Origin of the sequence: Salinirubrum litoreum (genome assembly GCF_020567425.1) — an archaeon.
Classification (GTDB): domain Archaea; phylum Halobacteriota; class Halobacteria; order Halobacteriales; family Haloferacaceae; genus Salinirubrum; species Salinirubrum litoreum.
Window position 1 is genome coordinate 767,967 of record NZ_JAJCVJ010000002.1, and the last position, 18,578, is coordinate 786,544.

Here is an 18,578-nt window from a genome sequence, read left to right on the forward strand (position 1 = left end):
TCGGGCGGCCGCCACCGGACACGCGACCGGGACGTCGCGACTCGCGTCAGTCGTCGGTACAGCAACAGTCGGTGCAGGATTCGTCGGCGGTGCAGTGACAGTCGGCGCAGGAACAGGAGCTCATTCGGAGGGTGCCTCCACGGGAAGGAAGGCACGGCCGCCACAAAGGTCTTTTTCGGGGTTCGATTGACTACGAAGATAGATCGTTCCGGAGACAGGTCACCGCAGGCGGAGGAGACGGGCGAGTCGGAGGCGGAGCGAGTCGTCGGGGACGGCGGTGTCGGACTGCGCTGTCTGCTGGTCGTGGCTCGAGACGGCGTGTTCGTACTGGCGTCTGCGTTCGGCTTCACGGTCGGCCCGGCGGTCGAGTTCGGCGCGGAGCGTGGCGTTCTCGTGTTCGAGTTCGGCGACGTAGAGGTCGCGGTCGGTGTCGGTCGCAGAGACCGCCGACTCGGCGTGGGGGGTGTCGCCGTCCCGTGGCCGGGTCCCGCGCGACTCGCCGGGACTGACGGTTCCGGTTGGGAGGTTGCTGAGAGGCACGTGTGAACCGTTGTCACTGTCTGGCAAAAATCCCCGGCAGACTCCTGTCGTGCGACCGTCTGACGTGCGAGGGTGACGGGGTGGATGGTCGGGGACGCGGGAGTCGCCGGCCTGCGGAACGACTGGCTGGACTGTCCTTCGACCGTGAGAGTACGACAGAGCGCGACAGCGACCGCGACTGCGCCGCACCCCGCACCCCGCGACCGCACAACACCGCCACGGCCCTGTACCGCCCCTCGCTCTCCACGGCCTCGACCACGGCGAGAGCGTGGCGCTCGCTAGCTCTCGTCACCGGCGCTTCGCGCCGACTGCTGGGGATCACCGGTCCCGCCCTGCTCACGTAGACCTCGCACGCGTCGTCGTCGCGCGCACCGGGAGGTTCCGTGAGACCGAACGGCGTCCGAGCGACGGGATCAGCCCACCCGACGCACACCTACAGGCCGGCCACGTCTTCGATGGCGTCGGTCAGGCGCTCGATCGACTCCACGTCGTGCTCGCCCATGTGGCCGATACGGAAGGTTCGCTCGCCCAGATCGCCGTAGCCGTTCGAGAAGGCGAAGTCGTACTCCTCGGAGACCTGCTCGATGGTCCCGGCCACGTCGATGCCGGCGGTGTTCTCGATACAGCTCACGGTCTGGGACTCGTAGCCGTCCTCGGGGAACATGTCGAAGTGCTCGGCGGCCCAGTCGCGGGTGTACTCGGCCATCTCGCGGTGGCGCTCGCTCCGCCCCTCGTGGCCCTCCTCCAGCATGTACTTCATCTGCTTGCGGTAGGCGAGCATCACCGGGATGTTCGGCGTGGAGTGGGTCTGGCCCTTCCGGTCGTAGTAGTCGAGACAGCGCTGGAAACCGCCGTACCACGACGCCGACTCTTTGCCGACCTCGCGGTCGTAGGCGTCCTCGCTGACGACACAGATCGCCAGCCCCGGCGGCATGGCGAACGCCTTCTGCGAGGAGGCGAAGATCACGTCGATGTTGTGCGCGTCGATGTCGACGTAGTCGCCGCCGAGACACGACACCGCGTCCACGACGAAGTAGGTGTCCGGGTACTCGGCGACCACGTCGCCGATCGCCTCGACCGGGTTCCGGACGCCGGTCGAACTCTCGTTCATGACACAGCCGACCATGTCGTAGTCCTTCTCGCTCGACTCCAGCGCCTCGCGCACGTCCTCGGGCTTGACAGCTTTCCCCCAGTCGTACTCCAGTCGGTCGACGTCCTTGCCGAGACGGTCGGCGACGTTGGCGAAGCGCTCGCCGAAACTGCCGGAGGTCGCACAGAGCATGTGGTCGTCGACGAGGTTCAGCGTCGCGGCCTCCCAGAACTCGGTGCCGGAGGCCGTGAGCACGATCACGTCGTTGTCGGTCCCGAGGAACGTCTTCGTGTCCTCGACGATGGTCGTGTAGAGGTCGGTCATCCGGTCCATCCGGTGTCCGAACATCGGCTGTGCCATCTCCTGGATCACGTCGTCGCGGACCTCGGTCGGGCCGGGGATGTACAGCGTCTTGTCCTGATAGTCGTCCGTGTACTCCTGTTTCTCGGTCACGTGGGCCACCTGATAGAGACCACTGGGTCGCCGGACGTGATGGTACTTTTGGATGGCGCACTTCGGAGCAGTCGTCCCGGGTTGTCAGGGAGTCGAAGATCGGCTCGAACGTCCGAACAGCATCAGTCCGAGTCTCCGTACAGTACGTCGTCGATGTCGTCTTCGGTCATCGTGACACCGGACGAGACCATCCCCTCGTGACACGCTTCTCGTTCGTCCCCAGCGGACTGGTCGTTCGGCTTCGGTTCCAAGCCGTCGATGCGGTCGAATGCGGCCCGGCTCTCGGCTTCAAGTGCCCGAATCTCCTCGGTGTTGTCCTCGTAGTACGACAGCGCCTCGTGAACAGCCGCGAGTGAGATTTCCAAGTTGTCGGCGACCGACGCTGGCGACTGCTCACCATCGACGATTCTCCCGACGATGTGGCGCACACCGATCCGTGTTCCGTCGATCCGAGGTTCTCCGCCGAGTACCCCGTCGTCACGGACGATGCTCATACAGAACAGACAGTCCTACTAGCAGTTATACGTTGTCGAAATAGTCACACCACGTACTCACTCGAACGAGTCCGGGTCACGCATCGCGCGGGCCACGTCCACTGCCGCGACGTTCTCCGACACGTCGTGGACGCGGATGATGTCGGCACCGCGATCCGCCGCCAGCGCGGTCGTAGCGACCGTCGCCGACAGTCGGTCGTCCGGGCCACGCCCGATCAACTCGAACAGCGACTTGTGGGAGTGGCCGACGAGCAGTGGACAGCCGAGCGCCTCGAACTCGTCCAGCCGATCCAGCAGTTCGAAGTTCTCGACCTTCGACTTCCCGAAGCCGATGCCCGGATCGACAACGACGCGCTCGCGGGGGATGCCGGCCTTCTCGGCCAGCAGGACGCGCTCGCGGAGTTCGGCGATCACGTCGGTCACCACGTCGTCGTAGGTTACGTCTCGGTTCGGATCGACCGGCGCGTCGATGGAGTGCATCACGATTACCGGCACCTCGCGGTCGGCCGCGAGGAAGCGCATCGCGGGATCGGCCAGTCCGGTCACGTCGTTCAGAATCGTCGCGCCCGCGTCGAGCGCCGCCGCCGCGACCTCGGCTTTCCGGGTGTCGATCGACACGGCGACGTCGAGGTCCGCGAGCGCCTCGACGACCGGGACGACGCGGTCGATCTCCTCCTCGACAGACACCGGGTCCGCGCCGGGGCGGGTGCTCTCGCCGCCGACGTCCACGATGCCGACGCCGGCCTCGACCATCGACTCGGCCTGCGCCACGGCGTCCTCGACCGCCTCGAACTCGCCGCCGTCGTGGAAGCTGTCCGGCGTGACGTTCACGACGCCCATCACGCACGGGCCGGCCGACCACGGATACTCGCGGTCGGTCGCTGACGACTGTTCGGCGGAACTCGTCGCCTCGCCGGTCTGTCGAACCTGCGACCTGATCTCCTCGACGACTGCCGACAGTCCCATCGGGGCGTCGGCCAACCGCTCGGCGAGCGCGTCGAACTCGGACAGCCGTCCGCCGAGGACGACCTCCACGAGTTCCCCGCCGCGCGTCTGCCCGGAGACGACCCCGGTGCCGCCGAGCGCCCGGAACTCGCTCGCGGCGCGGTCGGCGGCGTCACGGTCCAGTCGGGTCGTGACGACGCGGTACTGGAGGTCGTCGGTGTGGTCTGCGCGGTCGTCGCCCGCCGCGTTCGCTCGGCGGAGAACGGCCGCTGCGTCCTCGGCGTCCCGGACGGTCGTCGGCACGTCGGTCCGGGTCCACGTCCGTCGGGCCTCGGCGACACAGAACAGCGAGCCGACGACCAGCACGCAGTCGGCGGGGGCTGTGCGGTCGCGGGCCGAGGCGAGTGCGTCGGCGACCGACCCGCCGACCTCCACCGACTCGGCACCCGCGCGGTCGAACACCTCGGCGAGCACCTCCGGGTCCTCGGCGCGAGAGAGGTTCGGTTTGCAGGTCGTCACGGAGGCGGCGGTGGGGAGCGCGTCGGCCATCGCCCGGTGGTCCTTGTCGTGCATCGCCCCGAAGACGAGATGCAGGTCGTCGTAGTCGAACTCCGCGAGCGTCTCGGCGACCGACTCGCAGGCACTCGGGTTGTGCGCGCCGTCGAGGACGACGAGAGGGTCGGTCTCCAGCACCTCGAACCGGCCGGGCCAGTGTGCGTTTCGCAGGCCACGGGCGAGTGTCTCCTCGTCGACGTCCGCGAGTTGGCGAACCAGCGCGACCGCGCATCCGGCGTTCGTCGCCTGATACCGCCCGAGCAGCGGTAGTCGTGCGTCGACTTCCCAGTCCGGGCCCACGAGCGAGACGGCCGACTCGGTGTGGTTCGTCCGGCCCTCGTAGCTGCAGGTCACGTCCGGTGTGTCGTGGGAGTCCGTGTCGTCGGACTCTGCCGACTCGGCCGCCTCGGCCGACGCGAAGCCGACCGTCACGAGGTCGCCGGCCGCCGCCCGGAGTGTCGAGAGCGCCTCGCCGGTCGCGGCGGTGACGAGCGGTGCGTCGCTCGGCGCGACGGCGGCCTTCTTCTCGGCGATCTCCGCGACGGTGTCACCCAGCACCGCGGTGTGTTCGAGCGAGACGTTCGTCACCGCGCTGGCGACCGGGTCGACGACGCTCGTCGCGTCGAGTTTCCCGCCCATGCCGACCTCCAAGACGGCGACGTCGACCGCCTCGCGACCGAAGAACCAGAGGCCGAGCGCCGTCACCGTCTCGAAGAAGGTCAGTGGCTCCCCGTCGGCAGAGCGCTCGACGAGAAACGGCTTCGCGGTCTCGACGAACTCGGTGACGGCCGAGCGTGGGATCGTCCGCCCGTCGACGCGGACGCGTTCCGTGAGATCGTCGAAGTGCGGAGACGTGTAGAGGCCGACCGTCAGGCCGGTCTCCCGGAGGATCGACTCCACCATCGTGGCCGTGCTCCCCTTCCCGTTCGACCCCGCGATCTGGACGAACCGCACGTCCTCGTGGGGGTCCCCGAGGAACGCGAGTAGCTCCCGGATCGACTCGGTCCCCGGATCGACCTGAAATCGCCGGAGGTCGAACAGGAAGTTCGCGGCCTCGTCGTACTCCATGGGTTCGGAAACAGAGTCCCCGCGCTTTAGCCTGTCGGACGCGGCCTCGTCGTCCTGCAAACCGGGCGACGACTACGACTCGCCGAACCGCTCTGCGACCGCCTGCCGGTCGATCTTCGAGGGACCGGAGGTCGGCATCTCGGCGACGAACGCGAGGTGTCGCGGGCGCTTGAACCGCGCCAGTCGCCCGTCGAGGAAGTCGGTCAACTCCTCCAGCGTCAGCGACTCGTCGCCCTCCACGACCGCCTTCCCGACCTGTCCCCAGCGGTCGTCCGGGACCGGGATCACGACGACCTCCGACACCTTCGGGTGATCCGCGATCGCGTCCTCGACCTCCGGCGGATAGACGTTCTCGCCGCCCGAGACGTACATGTTCTTCTTCCGCCCCTCGACGTGGACGTAGCCGTCGGCGTCGATGCGCGCGAGGTCGCCGGTCGAGACCCAGCCGTCACCGAAGGTCTCGGCCGTCTCCGCATCGTTGCGCCAGTAGCGGTCGCCGGCGTGGTTCCCCCGGAGTTCGAGTTCGCCGATCTCACCCGCCGGCAAGATGTTCCCGTCGTCGGCGACGATCCGCACGTCGACGTGCATCGCCGGCACGCCGACGCTGTCGGCCTTCTCGCGGGGCCAGCCGTCGGGCATGGCGAAGTTGTTCGGGCCGCACTCGGTCAGGCCGTACCCCTGCGAGAGATCCACGTCGCGGTCCCACCACGCCTCCAGCACCGACTGTCGGCAGGGCCCGCCGCCGGACTTGGCGAACCGCAGACTCGACAGGTCGGTGTCGGTCCAGTCGTCGGATTCGGCCATCGCCCGCAGGACCGCCGGCACCGCGATCAGGAGGCTGGCGTCGTGACGCGGGATCAGCGACAGCACCTCGCTCGGGTCGAACTCGCGAGCGATCACGACGGTCCCGCCGAGGTGAAAGAGGGGGACGGTGATGACGTTCCAGCCGCCGGTGTGGAAGAGCGGGAACACCATCGGGGTGGTGTCGTCCGGGCGGAGCCCCCACGCCGTGATCGTGTTGAAGGAGTTCCAGTAGATCGACTCGTGGGTGATCACGGTCTCTTTCGGCACGCCGGTCGAGCCGCCGGTGTGGAGCAGGAGGTGCGGGTCCGACAGCGCGAGGTCGGCGGTCTCGACCGCCGAGTCGTCGGCGGGGAGCGACTCGTGGTAGCTTCCCCGGTCGGAGTCGCCGAGCGTCGGTGTGGTGTCGATGGCGGTGTCGTTCACGTCGCCAGCCGAACTCTGCTCGCTGTCGGCTCCGAGTGTCAACACGGTCGGCTCGACTGCACAGTCCTCGTGGGCCAGTACGTCCTCGGCGAGACGCTCGAAGGGTTCTTCGACGACCACCAGTTTCGGCGCTACGTCCGACAGCATCACCGCGAGTTCCGGCGGCGCGAGGCGGTGTGAGAGCGGTGCGAGGACACCGCCGGTCTTCCCGCAGGCGAAGAAGAGGTCGATCAGTTCGGGCCGATTCCGCGAGAGCACGGCGATCCGGTCGCCAGATTCGACGCCGGACTCGCGGAGCAGGCGGGCGGTGCGGTTCGCGCGGGCGTTCAGGTCGGCGTAGGTGAACTCGCGGTCCGTGCTGGCGTCCACGAGTCCGACTCGCTCGGGGGAGAGTCGCGCCCGGCGGTCGGCCCACTGGCCGATCCACCCCGGCGGTTCGGGTCGTCTGCTCTCGTCGGTCGCGGCCGTCTGCTCGTCGGACTCGTCGCCGAGTCCGGCCGGCGACTCACGCGGCATCGGCGAGGAAGCTCCGGAGTCGGTCCGTCACACGGTCGGCCTGCTCGACGAAGAACAGATGCGGTCCCCCGTCGACCGTCTCCAGTTCGCTGTTCGGCAGTTTCTCGTGCAGGAGTCGGCTGTTCTCGACGGGGAGCACGCGGTCGTCGGTCCCGTGGAGCAGGAGCGTCGGCAGGTCGACGTCGCCGACCTCGTCGCTGACGTCGAACGCCGCGACGCCGCCGGCCTGCGCTTCTCGGCCAGCAGGTGTCGCGTCACCGGCCAGTCGCCAGTCGACGATCTGCTCGATCAGGTCGTCGTTCTCCGCCCAAAAGTCGGGAGACATCGCCGGTTCCATCTTGTACCGGATCGCCTCGCGTTCGTCGGCGTCTTCGGGGACGCCGAACATGCGCTCTTGCGTCTCGGGTGGTGTCGGCACCGCCTCCTCGCCGCCGTGGGAGGTGCAGAGCAGGGCCAGCGACTCGGCGCGGTCGTAGTCGAGGGCGTACTGCTGGGCGATCATCCCGCCCATGCTCGCGCCGACGACGTGGACCGACTCGATGCCGGCGTCGGCCAGCACCGCCTCCAGATCACTCGCCATCTCGGCGACGGTGTACGGTCCTTCCGGCACGTCGGAGTCGCCCGTGCCCCGGTTGTCGACGACGATTGTCCGGTACTCCTCGGCGAGTGGCTCTGCTTGCCACTGCCACATCCAGCGTCCGTAGCCCAGTCCCTCCACGAAGACGACCGTCGGTGGAGATGCGTCCGAGTCCGCACCGCCGTCGCCGCCGAGCGTCCCCTCGTCGGGACCGTCGACCTCGTAGTAGATCGAGACCCCGTCGTTGTCCGCGTACATACTGGTCAGTCGAGACGGTCCGGTAATCAAACGCGGGCTTCACATGTTAACCCGGATCGCTTTGTCGCCCGCACACCCTCCCTCGGTATGCCAGTCGCGACCGTCGGCGACACCGCCACGAGCAGGATGACGGTGTCCGACGACACCATCGCACAGTACGCCGAGTTGTCGGGCGATCACAACCCGATCCACACCGACGACGACTACGCCGAGGCGACGATGTTCGGCGGCCGAATCGCCCACGGGATGCTCTCGGCGGGCGCGATCAGTGCCGCCCTCGCCGACCTGCCGGGCGACATCGTCTACCTCTCACAGGACCTCTCCTTCGAGAACCCGGTCCGGCCCGGCGACACTGTGGAGGCGCGCGCCGAGGTCGCCGAAGCACTCGGCGGGGATCGGATTCGCGTCGAGACCGTCGCGGACGTGGTGGACGGCGACCGCGTGCTGTCCGGCGAGGCGGTCGTGCTGTCGGTGCCGCACGAGGAGTGAGTCGGCACCAGCAGACGCACTACGACGACCCGACTCAGTCGTCGTCCGACGCCTCCGGGACGGCGTCGTCCGCTACCGTGTCGTCCGAGTCGCCGTCACTCTCGTCGTCGTCGGCTCCGATCTCCGGACCGGGACCCGGTCCGCCCGCGTCGACCACGTTGTCGGTCCACGTGCCCCGGAGGAACCAGAGGCCGGCGACGACCGGCGTGATCAACTGCGAGAAGGCGATGGCGTACCAGACGCCGTTCGGCCCGAGACCGACGAACTCCACCAGCGCGACGCCCGGCGGGATGCGGAACAGCCACAGCGACAACAGCGAGAACGCCATCGCAGTCCGGGTGCTCCCACTCCCCCGGAACCCGCCGGCGATCACGTGGAAGACACCGAGTCCGACGTAGGTCGGGGCGATGATCCGGAGGTAGTCCACCCCGACCGCGACCACCTCGGGCGAGTCCTCGATGAAGAAGGTCACGATGGGCGTGGCGAACAGGTAGGCGACCGCGCTGACGAGGGCGAGTCCGCCGGCGATCAGCGCGACACTCATCCCGACCGCACGCTTCGCCCGGTCCACGCGTTCCGCACCGAGATTCTGCCCGACCGTCGTCTCCGTGCCCTGCGCGAGACCGATGGCCGGGAGGAATACGAGCGAGGTGATTCGACTGCCGATGCCGAAGGCGGCGACGACCGCGCCCTGCTCGGCACCGACTGCGGTCGTCCCGGCGTAGGCGACCAGCGCCGTCAGCACGGTGACGCCGAGCGCGCGCGTACTCTGCTCGATGCCGGCCGGCGCGCCGATCCGGACGATCTGTTCGACCGTCTCCCGGCGTGGGATCAGGTCCGCGACCGAGAGGTGGATACCGATGTTGCCCGAGAAGAGCCACGCGAAGCCGACGAACGCGCCCAGTCCACGGGAGAGGATGGTGGCGATCGCGGCCCCCTGCACGCCGAAGCCCGTGAACCCGGTCGCGGCGTACAGCGACTGCTCCAGGCCCGTCATGCCGACCCACTCGAAGACGACGTTGTCCTGGAAGCCGAGGATGAAGAAGGGGTCGAGCAGGACGTTCAGCGCGACGCCGAACGCCATCAGGTAGAGGGGTGTCCGGGTGTCGCCCCACCCGCGCAGCAGCGCCTGGAAGATGAAGAAGCCGAAGACGAACGCGACCCCGACGAACAGGGTTCGCGTGTACTCCACGGAGAGTCGGTACACCTCGGTCCCGGGGTCGGCACCCACGAGCAGGAGCAACTGGGGCGCGAGGACGAAGCCGACGATGGAGAAGAACGTCCCGACCAGCGTGACGAAGGAGAGGGTCTGACCGGCCACGCGATCCACGCGGTCGGTGTTGCCGGCCCCTTTGTTCTGGGAGACGAGGACCGTCCCGGCGACCGTGAACCCGCCGCCGAGCGAGATCATCAGGAAGACGATGGGCCACGAGAACGAGAGGGCGGCGACCGCCTCCTCGCCGAGTCGGCCGACCCAGAAGGTGTCCGCGAGGTTGTAGCCGACCTGCAGGAGTTGCGAGAGGACGATGGGCACCGACAGCAGGAGCAGCGGTTTCAGTAACTCCCCCTCCGTGAGTTCGACGGAGCGATCACCGCTCATTCGTCGGACCCCGTGGTCGTCGTGTCCTCGGTGTCGGCGGGATCGGTCTCGTCGCCGAATCGGTCGGCCGCGTCGTCGACCAGCAGGTCGGCGAGGACGAACTGCTCGATGCCCTGTCGGACCGCGTCGGTCGTCGAGTCGTCACCGAGCACGAGCGAGCGAACCCGGTCGCCTCTGGCGGCCGCCAACAGCGTGGCGGCGACCACGTCCGGGTTGCGCTCGTGGAAGACGCCCGCGTCCATCCCGTCTTCGAGAATCTCGACGGTCAGCGCGTGGAGGTAGTCGTCGTGGCCGGTGATCGCCTCGCGGTACGCCGGGACGTAGGGTGCCTGCGCCCGGAGTTCGAGCATCGCGGTGTGGAAGCCGTCGCTGGCGGGCGGTGCGTCGGCGAAGGGACCTCCGTCCGCGGGCGGCCCGGACAGCAACCGGTCGATCAGCGTCGTCAGTCGCTCGACCGGGTCGCCGGATTCGGAGCCCTCCATCGCGTCGCCGAACTCGTCGAACAGGTAGTCGAGGAAGGCGACGAGCAGGCCCTCTTTCGTGTCGTAGTGGTAGTGGAGCAGGGACGTACTCCGGTCGGCCTCCGCGGCGATGTCGGCCATCGTCAGGTCGGCGTACCCGTGTTCACACAGCGCGCGGTACGTCGCCCGCATCAGCGCCTCGTGGCTGTCGGTCGCGTCGTCCGGGGTGGGGGACCCGTCGTCTGCGGGCGACGAATCCGTGGAGGGCGATCCGGCGGGCCGGTCGCCGGATTCGTCCGGTGGGAACATACTGACTGATCGGTCAGTCAGTTGTAAACCGATTTCGGTTCGAGTGTCCTCACGGGAGAGCGTACCCGGTGTGTCGCGTCGTGGAGATCGGGGTCTTCAGAGCGCGTCGAGGAAGGCGTCGATGTCTGCGGCGGTGTTGAACGCGTGGACCGACACCCGGACCGCCTCGGGCGAAGGGAGGTCGCGGACGTACACGCCGGCGTCGGCGAGTCGCTCCACCGTCGCCTCGGGGTCGTCGGCTGTGAAGGTGACGAGTCCGGACTCGTACTCGCGGGGACTCAGCAGGCGGTCGCCGAGGCCGTCTTTCAGTCGGGCGGTCAACTCGGCGATGCGGGACTCGATGGTGTCGAGGCCCACGGCGCGGGTGTTCTCGATAGCCTGCTGGAGGCCGACGTAGGGCGCGGGGTTCGTCGTCCCCACCTCGACTCTGGCGGCACCGGGTTTCAGTTCGGGGTCGGCGGCGTTCGGGTCGGTGACGCTCCGGTAGCCGACACGCGCCGGCCGCACGTCGTCGATCCGATCGTCGGCGATCCAGAGGAAGCCCGCGCCCCACGGCCCGAGGAGCCACTTGTGGCCCGCGCCGGCCACGAAGTCTGCACCCCAGTCGTCGACCGTCACGTCTCGCTGGCCGAACGACTGCACCGCGTCCACGAGCACCATCGTCCCGGCGTCGTGGGCGACGTCGACGATCTCCGGGATCGGCAGGCGCGTCCCGTAGTTCCACGTGATCGAGTTGAGACACAGGAGTTTCGCGTCCGCCACGGCGTCTCGCAACTCGTCTTCGTCCATCCGCCCCTCGGGACACTCGAGGACGCGCGTCTCGACGCCCTGTCGCCGGAGGTTCCACCACGGGAGGACGCCGGCGGGGTGTTCGAGGTCGGTCCGGACGACCACGTCGCCCGCCTCCCAGTCGAGTGCGCTGGCGACGGTCGCGATCCCGTCGGCGGTGCTGGCGGTCAGTGCGACCTCGGACTCCGCCGCGCCGAGAAAGTCCGCGACGACCTCGCGGGTCTCCTCGAAGGTGCCGAAGGCGGCGGGGTAGGCCCCCTCGCCGACCGGCGCCTCGGTCTCGTGGTACTCGACGAAGCCGGTCGTCGCCTCGACGACCGACCGGGGTGCCGGGCCGGATGCCCCGGTGTTCAGGTAGACGCCCGACTCGCAGACGGGGATGTCGGCACGGAGGTCACTCGGTGTCATGCCGGTGTGTCGTGGGGCGGGGGACGTGAAGATTCGTGTGGCGGTCAGTACGTGGGTGGACAGGGTGTCGGTGTGAACTCGGTCGGATGGGGTGTCGGTGTGAACTCGGTCGAATTTCGCCTCGACAACGAGAGGTGAGAGCCCCCGTCGTGTCGTCACTGGTCGTCACCCGGCGAGTCGTATGCGTATTCGGAACCCGGCAGTCGCAGTACCCCCCACCCCTCCCCGACTGCTGACGACCGAACGTGCGAGTCGGTTCGCGCTATCGCTCGAACACGACTCGGTTCCGGTCGCCACCAGCTCGCGTCCTGTCGGATTCCGGGCCGTCGTCGAACTGGTCGGGTGACTGGTGGGGTCGTGTGCGTTCACACAGAGTCCGGCGCGCGCGAGAAACGCGCGTGAGGGAGGGTCGCGCGTTCAGGCGCGACCCGAGGCTGGGGAGGACCGAGGTACGGTGCTGTCGCGGTCTGCGGTGCTGATGCCGTCACTATTTGCGGTACGGTAGCAAATGACGTACTGGTGTCATCCCGGTCTACGGTACGGTGGGAGGTGCTGTACTGTACTCTCGCAGTCGTGGCCGAATTCGACCCGAAGTCGGGTCTACTCGGCGTCGACGCCGTGTTCCTCGTAGAACTCCTCGGGGGTCGCGTCGACGCGCTCGAAGGGGCCGAAGTCGCGCTCGTGGTGGCGGATGATCTGCTCGACGATCCACGAGGAGAACGTCTCGTCGAAACACCACTGCTCGTCCGGGCAGGGCACGTCGAACCGCTCGTCGGTGGCGAAGGCGACGTAGATGTGGTAGAAGCCGAGGATGGTGTCCGCGAACTCCCCAGCCTTCCCGCCGCACTCGACGCGTTTCTCGGTCAACTCCGACTCCCCCGCGTCGGTCAGCGCGAAGTACTTCCGGTCCGGTTCGTCCTCGCGGTCGATCCGCTCGGCCCAGCCCTCCTCCTCGAACTTGTGGAGAATCGGGTAGACGGAACCGTACGACGGCTCCCAGTGGCCGCCGCTGAGCGCCGTGATCTCCTTCAGTATCTCGTAGCCGTACCGGGGCTTCTCGCTCAGTAGCTCCAGCACCAGATACGAGACTAACCCGCGTGGCGGGCCACTCTTCCGCATCGTTCGTTCGTAACAGTGTGGTTGGGAAAGCGTTTCGGTCGGGCGGTGCGACGCGGACAGCGTCGGAGTCCGCCGGGGGGTCGGAGTCACAGCCGGCGGAAACACGCAAGGTCCTTGTCCGGACCGTCCCAAGCGAGGAGTATGGCAGAACCACCGCAGACCGACGAAGGCTGGTTCGCACTCCACGACCTCCGAACCGTGGACTGGGACGCGTGGCGGGACGCGCCCGACCACGAACAGGACCGCGCGGTCCGCGAGGGGATCGACTACCTCCAGCGACACGAGGCCGTCGCCGACGCCGACGAGGGCGTCTCGGCCGTCTTCTCGGTGCTGGGCCACAAGGCCGACCTGATGGTCGTCCACTTCCGGCCGACGCTGGACGCCCTCTCGACCGCAGAGCGGGCGTTCGACCGCACCGCACTCGGCGGCTTCACCGAACAGACGACCTCCTACGTCTCGGTGACGGAGGTCTCGGGGTACGGCTCGACCGACTACTTCGATGACCCCGAGTCGGTCGACGCGGGCTACCGCCGCTACGTCGAGGGGAAACTCCACCCCGACATCCCCGAGGACACCTACGTCTCCTTCTACCCGATGAGCAAGCGCCGCGACCCGGAGTACAACTGGTACGACCTCGACTTCGAGGAACGCTCCGACATGATGTCCGCCCACGGCGAGACCGGCAAGGGCTACGCCGGCAAGATCAAACAGGTCATCGCCTCCTCGGTCGGCTTCGACGACTACGAGTGGGGCGTCACGCTGTTCGCCGACGACCCGACCGACATCAAGGACATCGTCTACGAGATGCGCTTCGACGAGGTGTCGGCGAAGTACGGCGAGTTCGGCCAGTTCTACGTCGGCCGGCGCTTCCCGCCCGAAGACCTCGACGCCTTCCTCGCAGGCGAGTCGGTGCCGACGGCCGACGCCGGCCACGGCGCGAGCGAGGCCGACGAGGGCGGCCACCCCCACGGCGAGTCACCACACGGTGACCACCCCCACGGCGGCGAGGGCGGCCACGGCGACCACCCCCACGGCGGCGAGAGCGGCCACGGCGAAGCAGAGGCGAGCGGCCACCACGGCGACGACGGCAGTCACCACGGCGAGTCTGCCGACGCGGACGCCGGCGACTCCGACGAGGAGATTCGCGGTGAACTCTCGGATCTGGACATCTACGCCGGGAAACCGCACGGCGAAGACGTGTACGCGACCGTCCTCTACTCGGAGGCCGACGCCGACGAGTTGTTCGAGGAGGTCGAGGGACTCCGGAGCAACTTCGACCACTACGGCACCCACGTCAAGACCGCCGTCTACGACGCCGAGGACGGCTCTCGCCGGGCGGTCGTGAGCATCTGGGAGACGGCGAGCGCCGCGGACACCGCCGCCGGCTTCCTCTCGGAACTCCCCGGAATCGTCTCCCGGGCGGGCGAGGAGTCCGGCTTCGGGACGATGGGGATGTTCTACACCGTCAAGCCGGACTACCGCGAGGAGTTCGTCGAGAAGTTCGGCGTCGTCGGCGCGAAACTGAACGAGATCGACGGCCACCAGGACACCGATCTGATGGTCAACCGCGAGGACGCGAACGACATGTTCATCTCCAGTCAGTGGGACTCGCGTGAGGACGCGATGGGGTTCTTCCGGAGCGACGACTTCCGGAACACGGTCCAGTGGGGTCGTGACGTGCTGGCCGACCGCCCCCGCCACGTCTTCCTCGCCTGACCCACCCGACGACGGGGGTTCCTCGACTCGTTCGGCGATCGCCTCTCTCGGCCGAACCACTCGCCGACCGGTGTTTCGCGTCTGACGCTCCGGAGTGAAAGTGGTCCTCACACGCCGAGAGGGACTCACGTCACCGGGTTTCGAAACGAAGTGAGGGGGTTCGTCCCGCCGACGCTTGTGCCACCGGGACGAGTCGGCACGCCGTGGCTGTGGACGCCGGGACCGGTGCGGTGGCTACAAGGCCGAACCGAGCGAACGGGCGAGCATGAACGGACAGGAGTTCCTCGACGCACTGCGCGACGACCACGAGACGGCCCTGTCGCGGCTCGGATCCTCGAAGGCGCTGTACGCCGTCACCGGCGGCGAGATGGACGCCGCCCACGTGCGGCGCGCGGCGACCGACGAGGCGACCATCGCCGCCCGCACCTTCGACGCCTGGGCCGCAGACGAGGACAGCGACCAGGCCGCCGACCTCTTCGCCGACGTCGCCGAGACCAGCCGCGCCCACGCCGAGCGAGTCGAACCCGACGACTACGAACCGGTCGACAGCCTGCCGGTGTACGCCCACTGCGACTCGGTCGAGGGGACCGTCGACCGCCTCGCCGCACTGGTCGCGGCGCGCCTCGTGGCCGGCAAGACCGTCGAGCAGATGGTCGGCTTCTTCGTCGGCGACGCGGACCCGACGACCGCGAACACCTTCCGGGACCTCCGTGGCGACGTCGAGAGTCAGCGTGACGACGCCGCCGAACTACTGGCGGACACCTGCACGGACGACGCCGAGTGGGACCGCGCCCGCGAGGCCGCGGACGCCGTGATCGAGGTCGCCTACGACGACTACGTCGAAACACTGGAGAGCATGGGCGTCAAGCCGAAGAACGTCTGCTGAGCGGTCGTCTCCGCCGAGACACGCCCGCGACACGTCCAGTCCACCCGGTACGGACGGCGTACCACGGGTTATCTCCCGCTTAGGTGACGTGTCCGGTGTTCGTACCTATCTCCGGTCCCGCACAACTGGTAGTAGCCAACCGACCCGCCGGGAGCCATCGACTCGTCGGTCTCCCCCGACGAGCGACCTCGACGTGTCGGGCGGGAGAGACACAGATGCAGACCACACCGACGAGACGACCGACGCGACGGGAAGTCCTCGCCGGTGCCGGGGCAGTGGGAATCGCCTGCCTCGGTGCCGGCTTCGGCGCACTCGGGCAGACCACGCCCGATCAGACGGAGACCACCTTCGACCTCCAACTCGACTACCGACTCGATCCGACCCCGACCGACAGCCCCGTCCCGATCCCGAACTCCAGCGGGCCAACCAGCCCGAGCGACACGTCCGGCGACGACCGGTCGCGTCGCCGGCGACGCCGGACGCCCACGCCGACACCGGAGCCTCGGCCCACGCCGCCCGGCAGACTCGTCGGCGTCACGCTCCCGCCGACCACCCTGTCCGACCTCCACCCCGGCGACGCCGGCACGCTGTCGGTCGACCTGCGACTCGTCGGCGGTCCCGCACGACTCTGGCTCCGGGCCGACGCGGGCGAGTTCACCGAGGGTGGGCTCGTCGAACCGGAGCGCACCGCCGGTGACGACACCGCCGTCGGCGAACTCCAGTCGCACCTCCGCGTGACGCTGTGGCTCGACAGCGACGGCGACGGGCTACTGGACGCCGACGAGTCGGTGTTCTACGACGGCCCGGCCGAGGGCCTCGGCACGCTCGCCGAGGGAGTTCCACTCGTCGACGACGCCGAGGGAGCCGACGATTCCGGCTGTCTCACACCCGGTACGTACCCGGTTGCGCTCCGGTGGTACCTGCCGACCGACGCGCCGAACACGGTCCAGACCGACGGGCTGTCGCTGGCGCTGGACTTCGCCGGCACCGACTGTGGTGTCGCCGGGGCACCGTTTCCGGAGTGAGCGACCCCCGGTCGGTCGACCCCCGAGCGACTCCGTCTCCCGACACTCGCGCCCAGCGTCGGAGGGTCGACTGCGGGTCAGTACGGGGTGCGTACCAGTCTGGTACCGAGTGCCTAGGCCGTTCTACTACCCGCTTAGCCGATGCTACTGTCCGGTTAGTCCGGTGACACCCGGCGCGTACCTATGGCCCGGTCTGTGGTACGGGGAGTCGTGACCGCCGGACCGCCCGGCCCACTGCCATCATGACACGACACACTATCTCCCGGCGCGAGGTACTCGCCGGACTGGGAACCATCGGCATCGCCTCCGCCGGGGCCGGCCTCGGCACGACCGCCTTCTTCAGCGACGAGGAGGCCGTCTCCGCAGACCTGACCGCCGGTCGCGTCGACCTGCTCGTGGACTACCGCGCCACGTACTCGACGTGGCTCCCGCAGGACGCCACCGACGCCATCGTCGACGGCCCCGCCGTCCCCGTCCCGGACGCAGACCGCACCTACCTCGTCGGCCAGAGCCCGGACCTCCGCACGGCCGAGGGCGGCGCTATCGCCGGCGCAGACTGGGCGAGTCTGACGACCGACGTCCTCGACGCCTGTGCCATCGGCCGGAACAGCTTCGCCGACGTGCAGGCGCAACTCGACGCCGCCGAGACCGGCCTGCAGGTGTACGACGGCGACGAACCGGACTTCCTCGGCGTCGCCGGCCAGCCGTACGCCGACGGCGTGGAACCGATCCTGTTCTCGCTGAACGACGTGAAGCCCCACGACGAGGGCGAGGCGACGATCAGCCTCCACGTCTGTGACAACCCCGCGTACCTCTACCTCGGTGCCGAGCGCCTCGTCGACGACGAGAACGGCGTCGTCGAACCCGAGGCGGGCGACGACGACAGCGAGGGCGAACTGGACGACTTCCTCTACGTCGAACTCTGGCACGACGACGACTGCTCCAACACCCGCGAGACCGGCGAGGACTACGTCTTCCGTGGCTCGCTCGCGGACCTGTTCGCGGCCGCGCTCGACCGGAACGACGACGGGAAGGGTCTGCGCCTGACGAACGACGACGACCTCTGCTTCCAGGGCCTCTCGTGTCTCGGCTTCCGGTGGGTCCTCCCGTCCACGCCCGCGGAGTTCGCGGCGCTCCCCTCCGCGTCGGCGAACAACATGGCGATGGAACTGGTCGGCAAGTACGATCAGTTCGACAGCATCGCCGACGTCGACGTGAACCTCGCACAGACCGACCGGCTCTCCTTCGGCCTGACGTTCTACGCCGAACAGTGCCGGCACAACATGCTCGCGGCGGGCGTCCAGTCGCCGCTCGACCTGTCGACCGGCACCGCACACGCCCCGTGGCGCGTCGTCGACGTGCCGGGTACCGACGCGACCGTCGAGGGTGAACTCGCGGTCGACACCCTCCCGCACCCGCGGTACGCCAGCGTGCCGGGTGACTGTGCCGCGTGGATCGACCCGTACGGCAACGGCGAGACCGTGAGCGACCCCGTCGGCGAGTACGTCTACGAGGTCGAGTTCGAGGCCCCCGACCGCGCCAGCGGCATGTACTCGACGCTCGAGGTCAAGGCCATCGGCGCGGACAACAGCGTCACGCTCGAACTCGACGGCGACGTGCTGTTCGCGTACGACACATACAACCCGATCGACGTCGTCCCGCGGTACTTCGACGTGGACGCCGGGACGCACACCCTCCGGGCCCGCGTGGTCAACGACTCCGGCCGAACCCCGACGGGCAACCCGACCGCACTCGTGCTCTGTGCGACGCTGTACTGACGGAGCCAACGCTTTCCGTCTCCGGTGCCTCCCTGCCTCTATGAGCACCGATCCCTGCGACGCCTGCGGGACCGAGGTGAAGATCGCGGGCGGCATCGCGGACTTCTGGTCCTTCTCCGACGAGACGACCGGCGGGATGTCGCTGGAGCTCGCCGACGGGAGCGACCACTTCCTCTGTTTCGACTGCATCGAGCGACTGCCCGACGACCGCGAGGTGACGCAGGACGACGTGTCGGCGCTGTAATCGACGGCAGAGTGAACCGGCGACCGCCGGC

Annotated in this window: 16 protein-coding genes; 6 read left to right on the forward strand and 10 right to left on the reverse strand. The window is 68.6% G+C overall.

Going from position 1 to position 18,578, the window contains the following annotated elements; translation table 11 throughout:
- Positions 1-219: 219 nt before the first annotated feature.
- The 6 genes from LI337_RS12460 to LI337_RS12485 form a co-directional block, all read right to left on the reverse strand.
- Positions 220-540: a hypothetical protein gene (locus LI337_RS12460; protein ID WP_227230166.1), complete on the reverse strand. Its 321-nt coding sequence runs from the start codon at positions 538-540 to the stop codon at positions 220-222.
- A 433-nt stretch (positions 541-973) separates the two neighbouring features.
- Positions 974-2,083, reverse strand: a complete 1,110-nt coding sequence (locus LI337_RS12465; protein ID WP_227230896.1) for a pyridoxal-phosphate-dependent aminotransferase family protein — start codon at positions 2,081-2,083, stop codon at positions 974-976.
- 122 nt (positions 2,084-2,205) lie between these two features.
- The gene (locus LI337_RS12470) at positions 2,206-2,577 is read right to left on the reverse strand and encodes a DUF433 domain-containing protein (RefSeq protein WP_227230167.1); all 372 of its coding nucleotides are present in this window, start codon (positions 2,575-2,577) and stop codon (positions 2,206-2,208) included.
- A gap of 57 nt (positions 2,578-2,634) precedes the next feature.
- Positions 2,635-5,145: a dihydropteroate synthase gene (folP, locus tag LI337_RS12475; RefSeq protein WP_227230168.1), complete on the reverse strand. Its 2,511-nt coding sequence runs from the start codon at positions 5,143-5,145 to the stop codon at positions 2,635-2,637.
- A 72-nt stretch (positions 5,146-5,217) separates the two neighbouring features.
- Entirely contained in the window at positions 5,218-6,888 is a 1,671-nt protein-coding gene (locus tag LI337_RS12480; protein ID WP_227230169.1) for an AMP-binding protein, read from the reverse strand.
- On the reverse strand, positions 6,878-7,723 hold the full coding sequence (locus tag LI337_RS12485; protein ID WP_227230170.1) for an alpha/beta fold hydrolase: 846 nt from the start codon (positions 7,721-7,723) through the stop codon (positions 6,878-6,880). Before LI337_RS12485 ends, LI337_RS12480 begins: the two co-directional genes overlap by 11 nt.
- 87 nt (positions 7,724-7,810) lie before the next feature.
- Between LI337_RS12485 and LI337_RS12490 the strand changes: the two genes are divergently transcribed.
- On the forward strand, positions 7,811-8,212 hold the full coding sequence (locus LI337_RS12490) for a MaoC family dehydratase (protein WP_227230171.1): 402 nt from the start codon (positions 7,811-7,813) through the stop codon (positions 8,210-8,212).
- Between the two features lie 34 nt (positions 8,213-8,246).
- Here the strand turns inward: LI337_RS12490 and LI337_RS12495 are convergent, their stop codons facing one another.
- The 4 genes from LI337_RS12495 to LI337_RS12510 form a co-directional block, all read right to left on the reverse strand.
- Entirely contained in the window at positions 8,247-9,812 is a 1,566-nt protein-coding gene (locus LI337_RS12495; RefSeq protein WP_227230172.1) for an MATE family efflux transporter, read from the reverse strand.
- Positions 9,809-10,582 carry a TetR/AcrR family transcriptional regulator gene (locus LI337_RS12500; RefSeq protein ID WP_227230173.1) on the reverse strand — a complete coding sequence of 258 codons (774 nt, stop codon included), beginning with the start codon at positions 10,580-10,582 and terminating at the stop codon, positions 9,809-9,811. Before LI337_RS12500 ends, LI337_RS12495 begins: the two co-directional genes overlap by 4 nt.
- 96 nt (positions 10,583-10,678) lie before the next feature.
- Entirely contained in the window at positions 10,679-11,779 is a 1,101-nt protein-coding gene (locus LI337_RS12505) for an aminotransferase class V-fold PLP-dependent enzyme (protein WP_227230174.1), read from the reverse strand.
- 600 nt (positions 11,780-12,379) lie between these two features.
- The gene (locus LI337_RS12510) at positions 12,380-12,898 is read right to left on the reverse strand and encodes a PadR family transcriptional regulator (protein ID WP_227230175.1); all 519 of its coding nucleotides are present in this window, start codon (positions 12,896-12,898) and stop codon (positions 12,380-12,382) included.
- Positions 12,899-13,039: 141 nt separating this feature from the next.
- Here LI337_RS12510 and LI337_RS12515 point away from each other — a divergent pair, with 141 nt between their 5' ends.
- The 5 genes from LI337_RS12515 to LI337_RS12535 all read left to right on the forward strand — a co-directional run bounded on the left by LI337_RS12515 (position 13,040) and on the right by LI337_RS12535 (position 18,547).
- Positions 13,040-14,614 carry a heme-binding protein gene (locus LI337_RS12515; protein ID WP_227230176.1) on the forward strand — a complete coding sequence of 525 codons (1,575 nt, stop codon included), beginning with the start codon at positions 13,040-13,042 and terminating at the stop codon, positions 14,612-14,614.
- 265 nt (positions 14,615-14,879) lie between these two features.
- Complete coding sequence (locus tag LI337_RS12520) at positions 14,880-15,500, forward strand: rubrerythrin family protein (protein WP_227230177.1); 621 nt, start codon at positions 14,880-14,882, stop codon at positions 15,498-15,500.
- Between the two features lie 215 nt (positions 15,501-15,715).
- Positions 15,716-16,525: a hypothetical protein gene (locus LI337_RS12525; protein WP_227230178.1), complete on the forward strand. Its 810-nt coding sequence runs from the start codon at positions 15,716-15,718 to the stop codon at positions 16,523-16,525.
- A gap of 242 nt (positions 16,526-16,767) precedes the next feature.
- Positions 16,768-18,303, forward strand: coding sequence for a SipW-dependent-type signal peptide-containing protein (locus LI337_RS12530; RefSeq protein ID WP_227230179.1), 1,536 nt, complete (start codon positions 16,768-16,770; stop codon positions 18,301-18,303).
- A gap of 40 nt (positions 18,304-18,343) precedes the next feature.
- The gene (locus LI337_RS12535) at positions 18,344-18,547 is read left to right on the forward strand and encodes a DUF7561 family protein (RefSeq protein WP_227230180.1); all 204 of its coding nucleotides are present in this window, start codon (positions 18,344-18,346) and stop codon (positions 18,545-18,547) included.
- Positions 18,548-18,578: the final 31 nt, after the last annotated feature.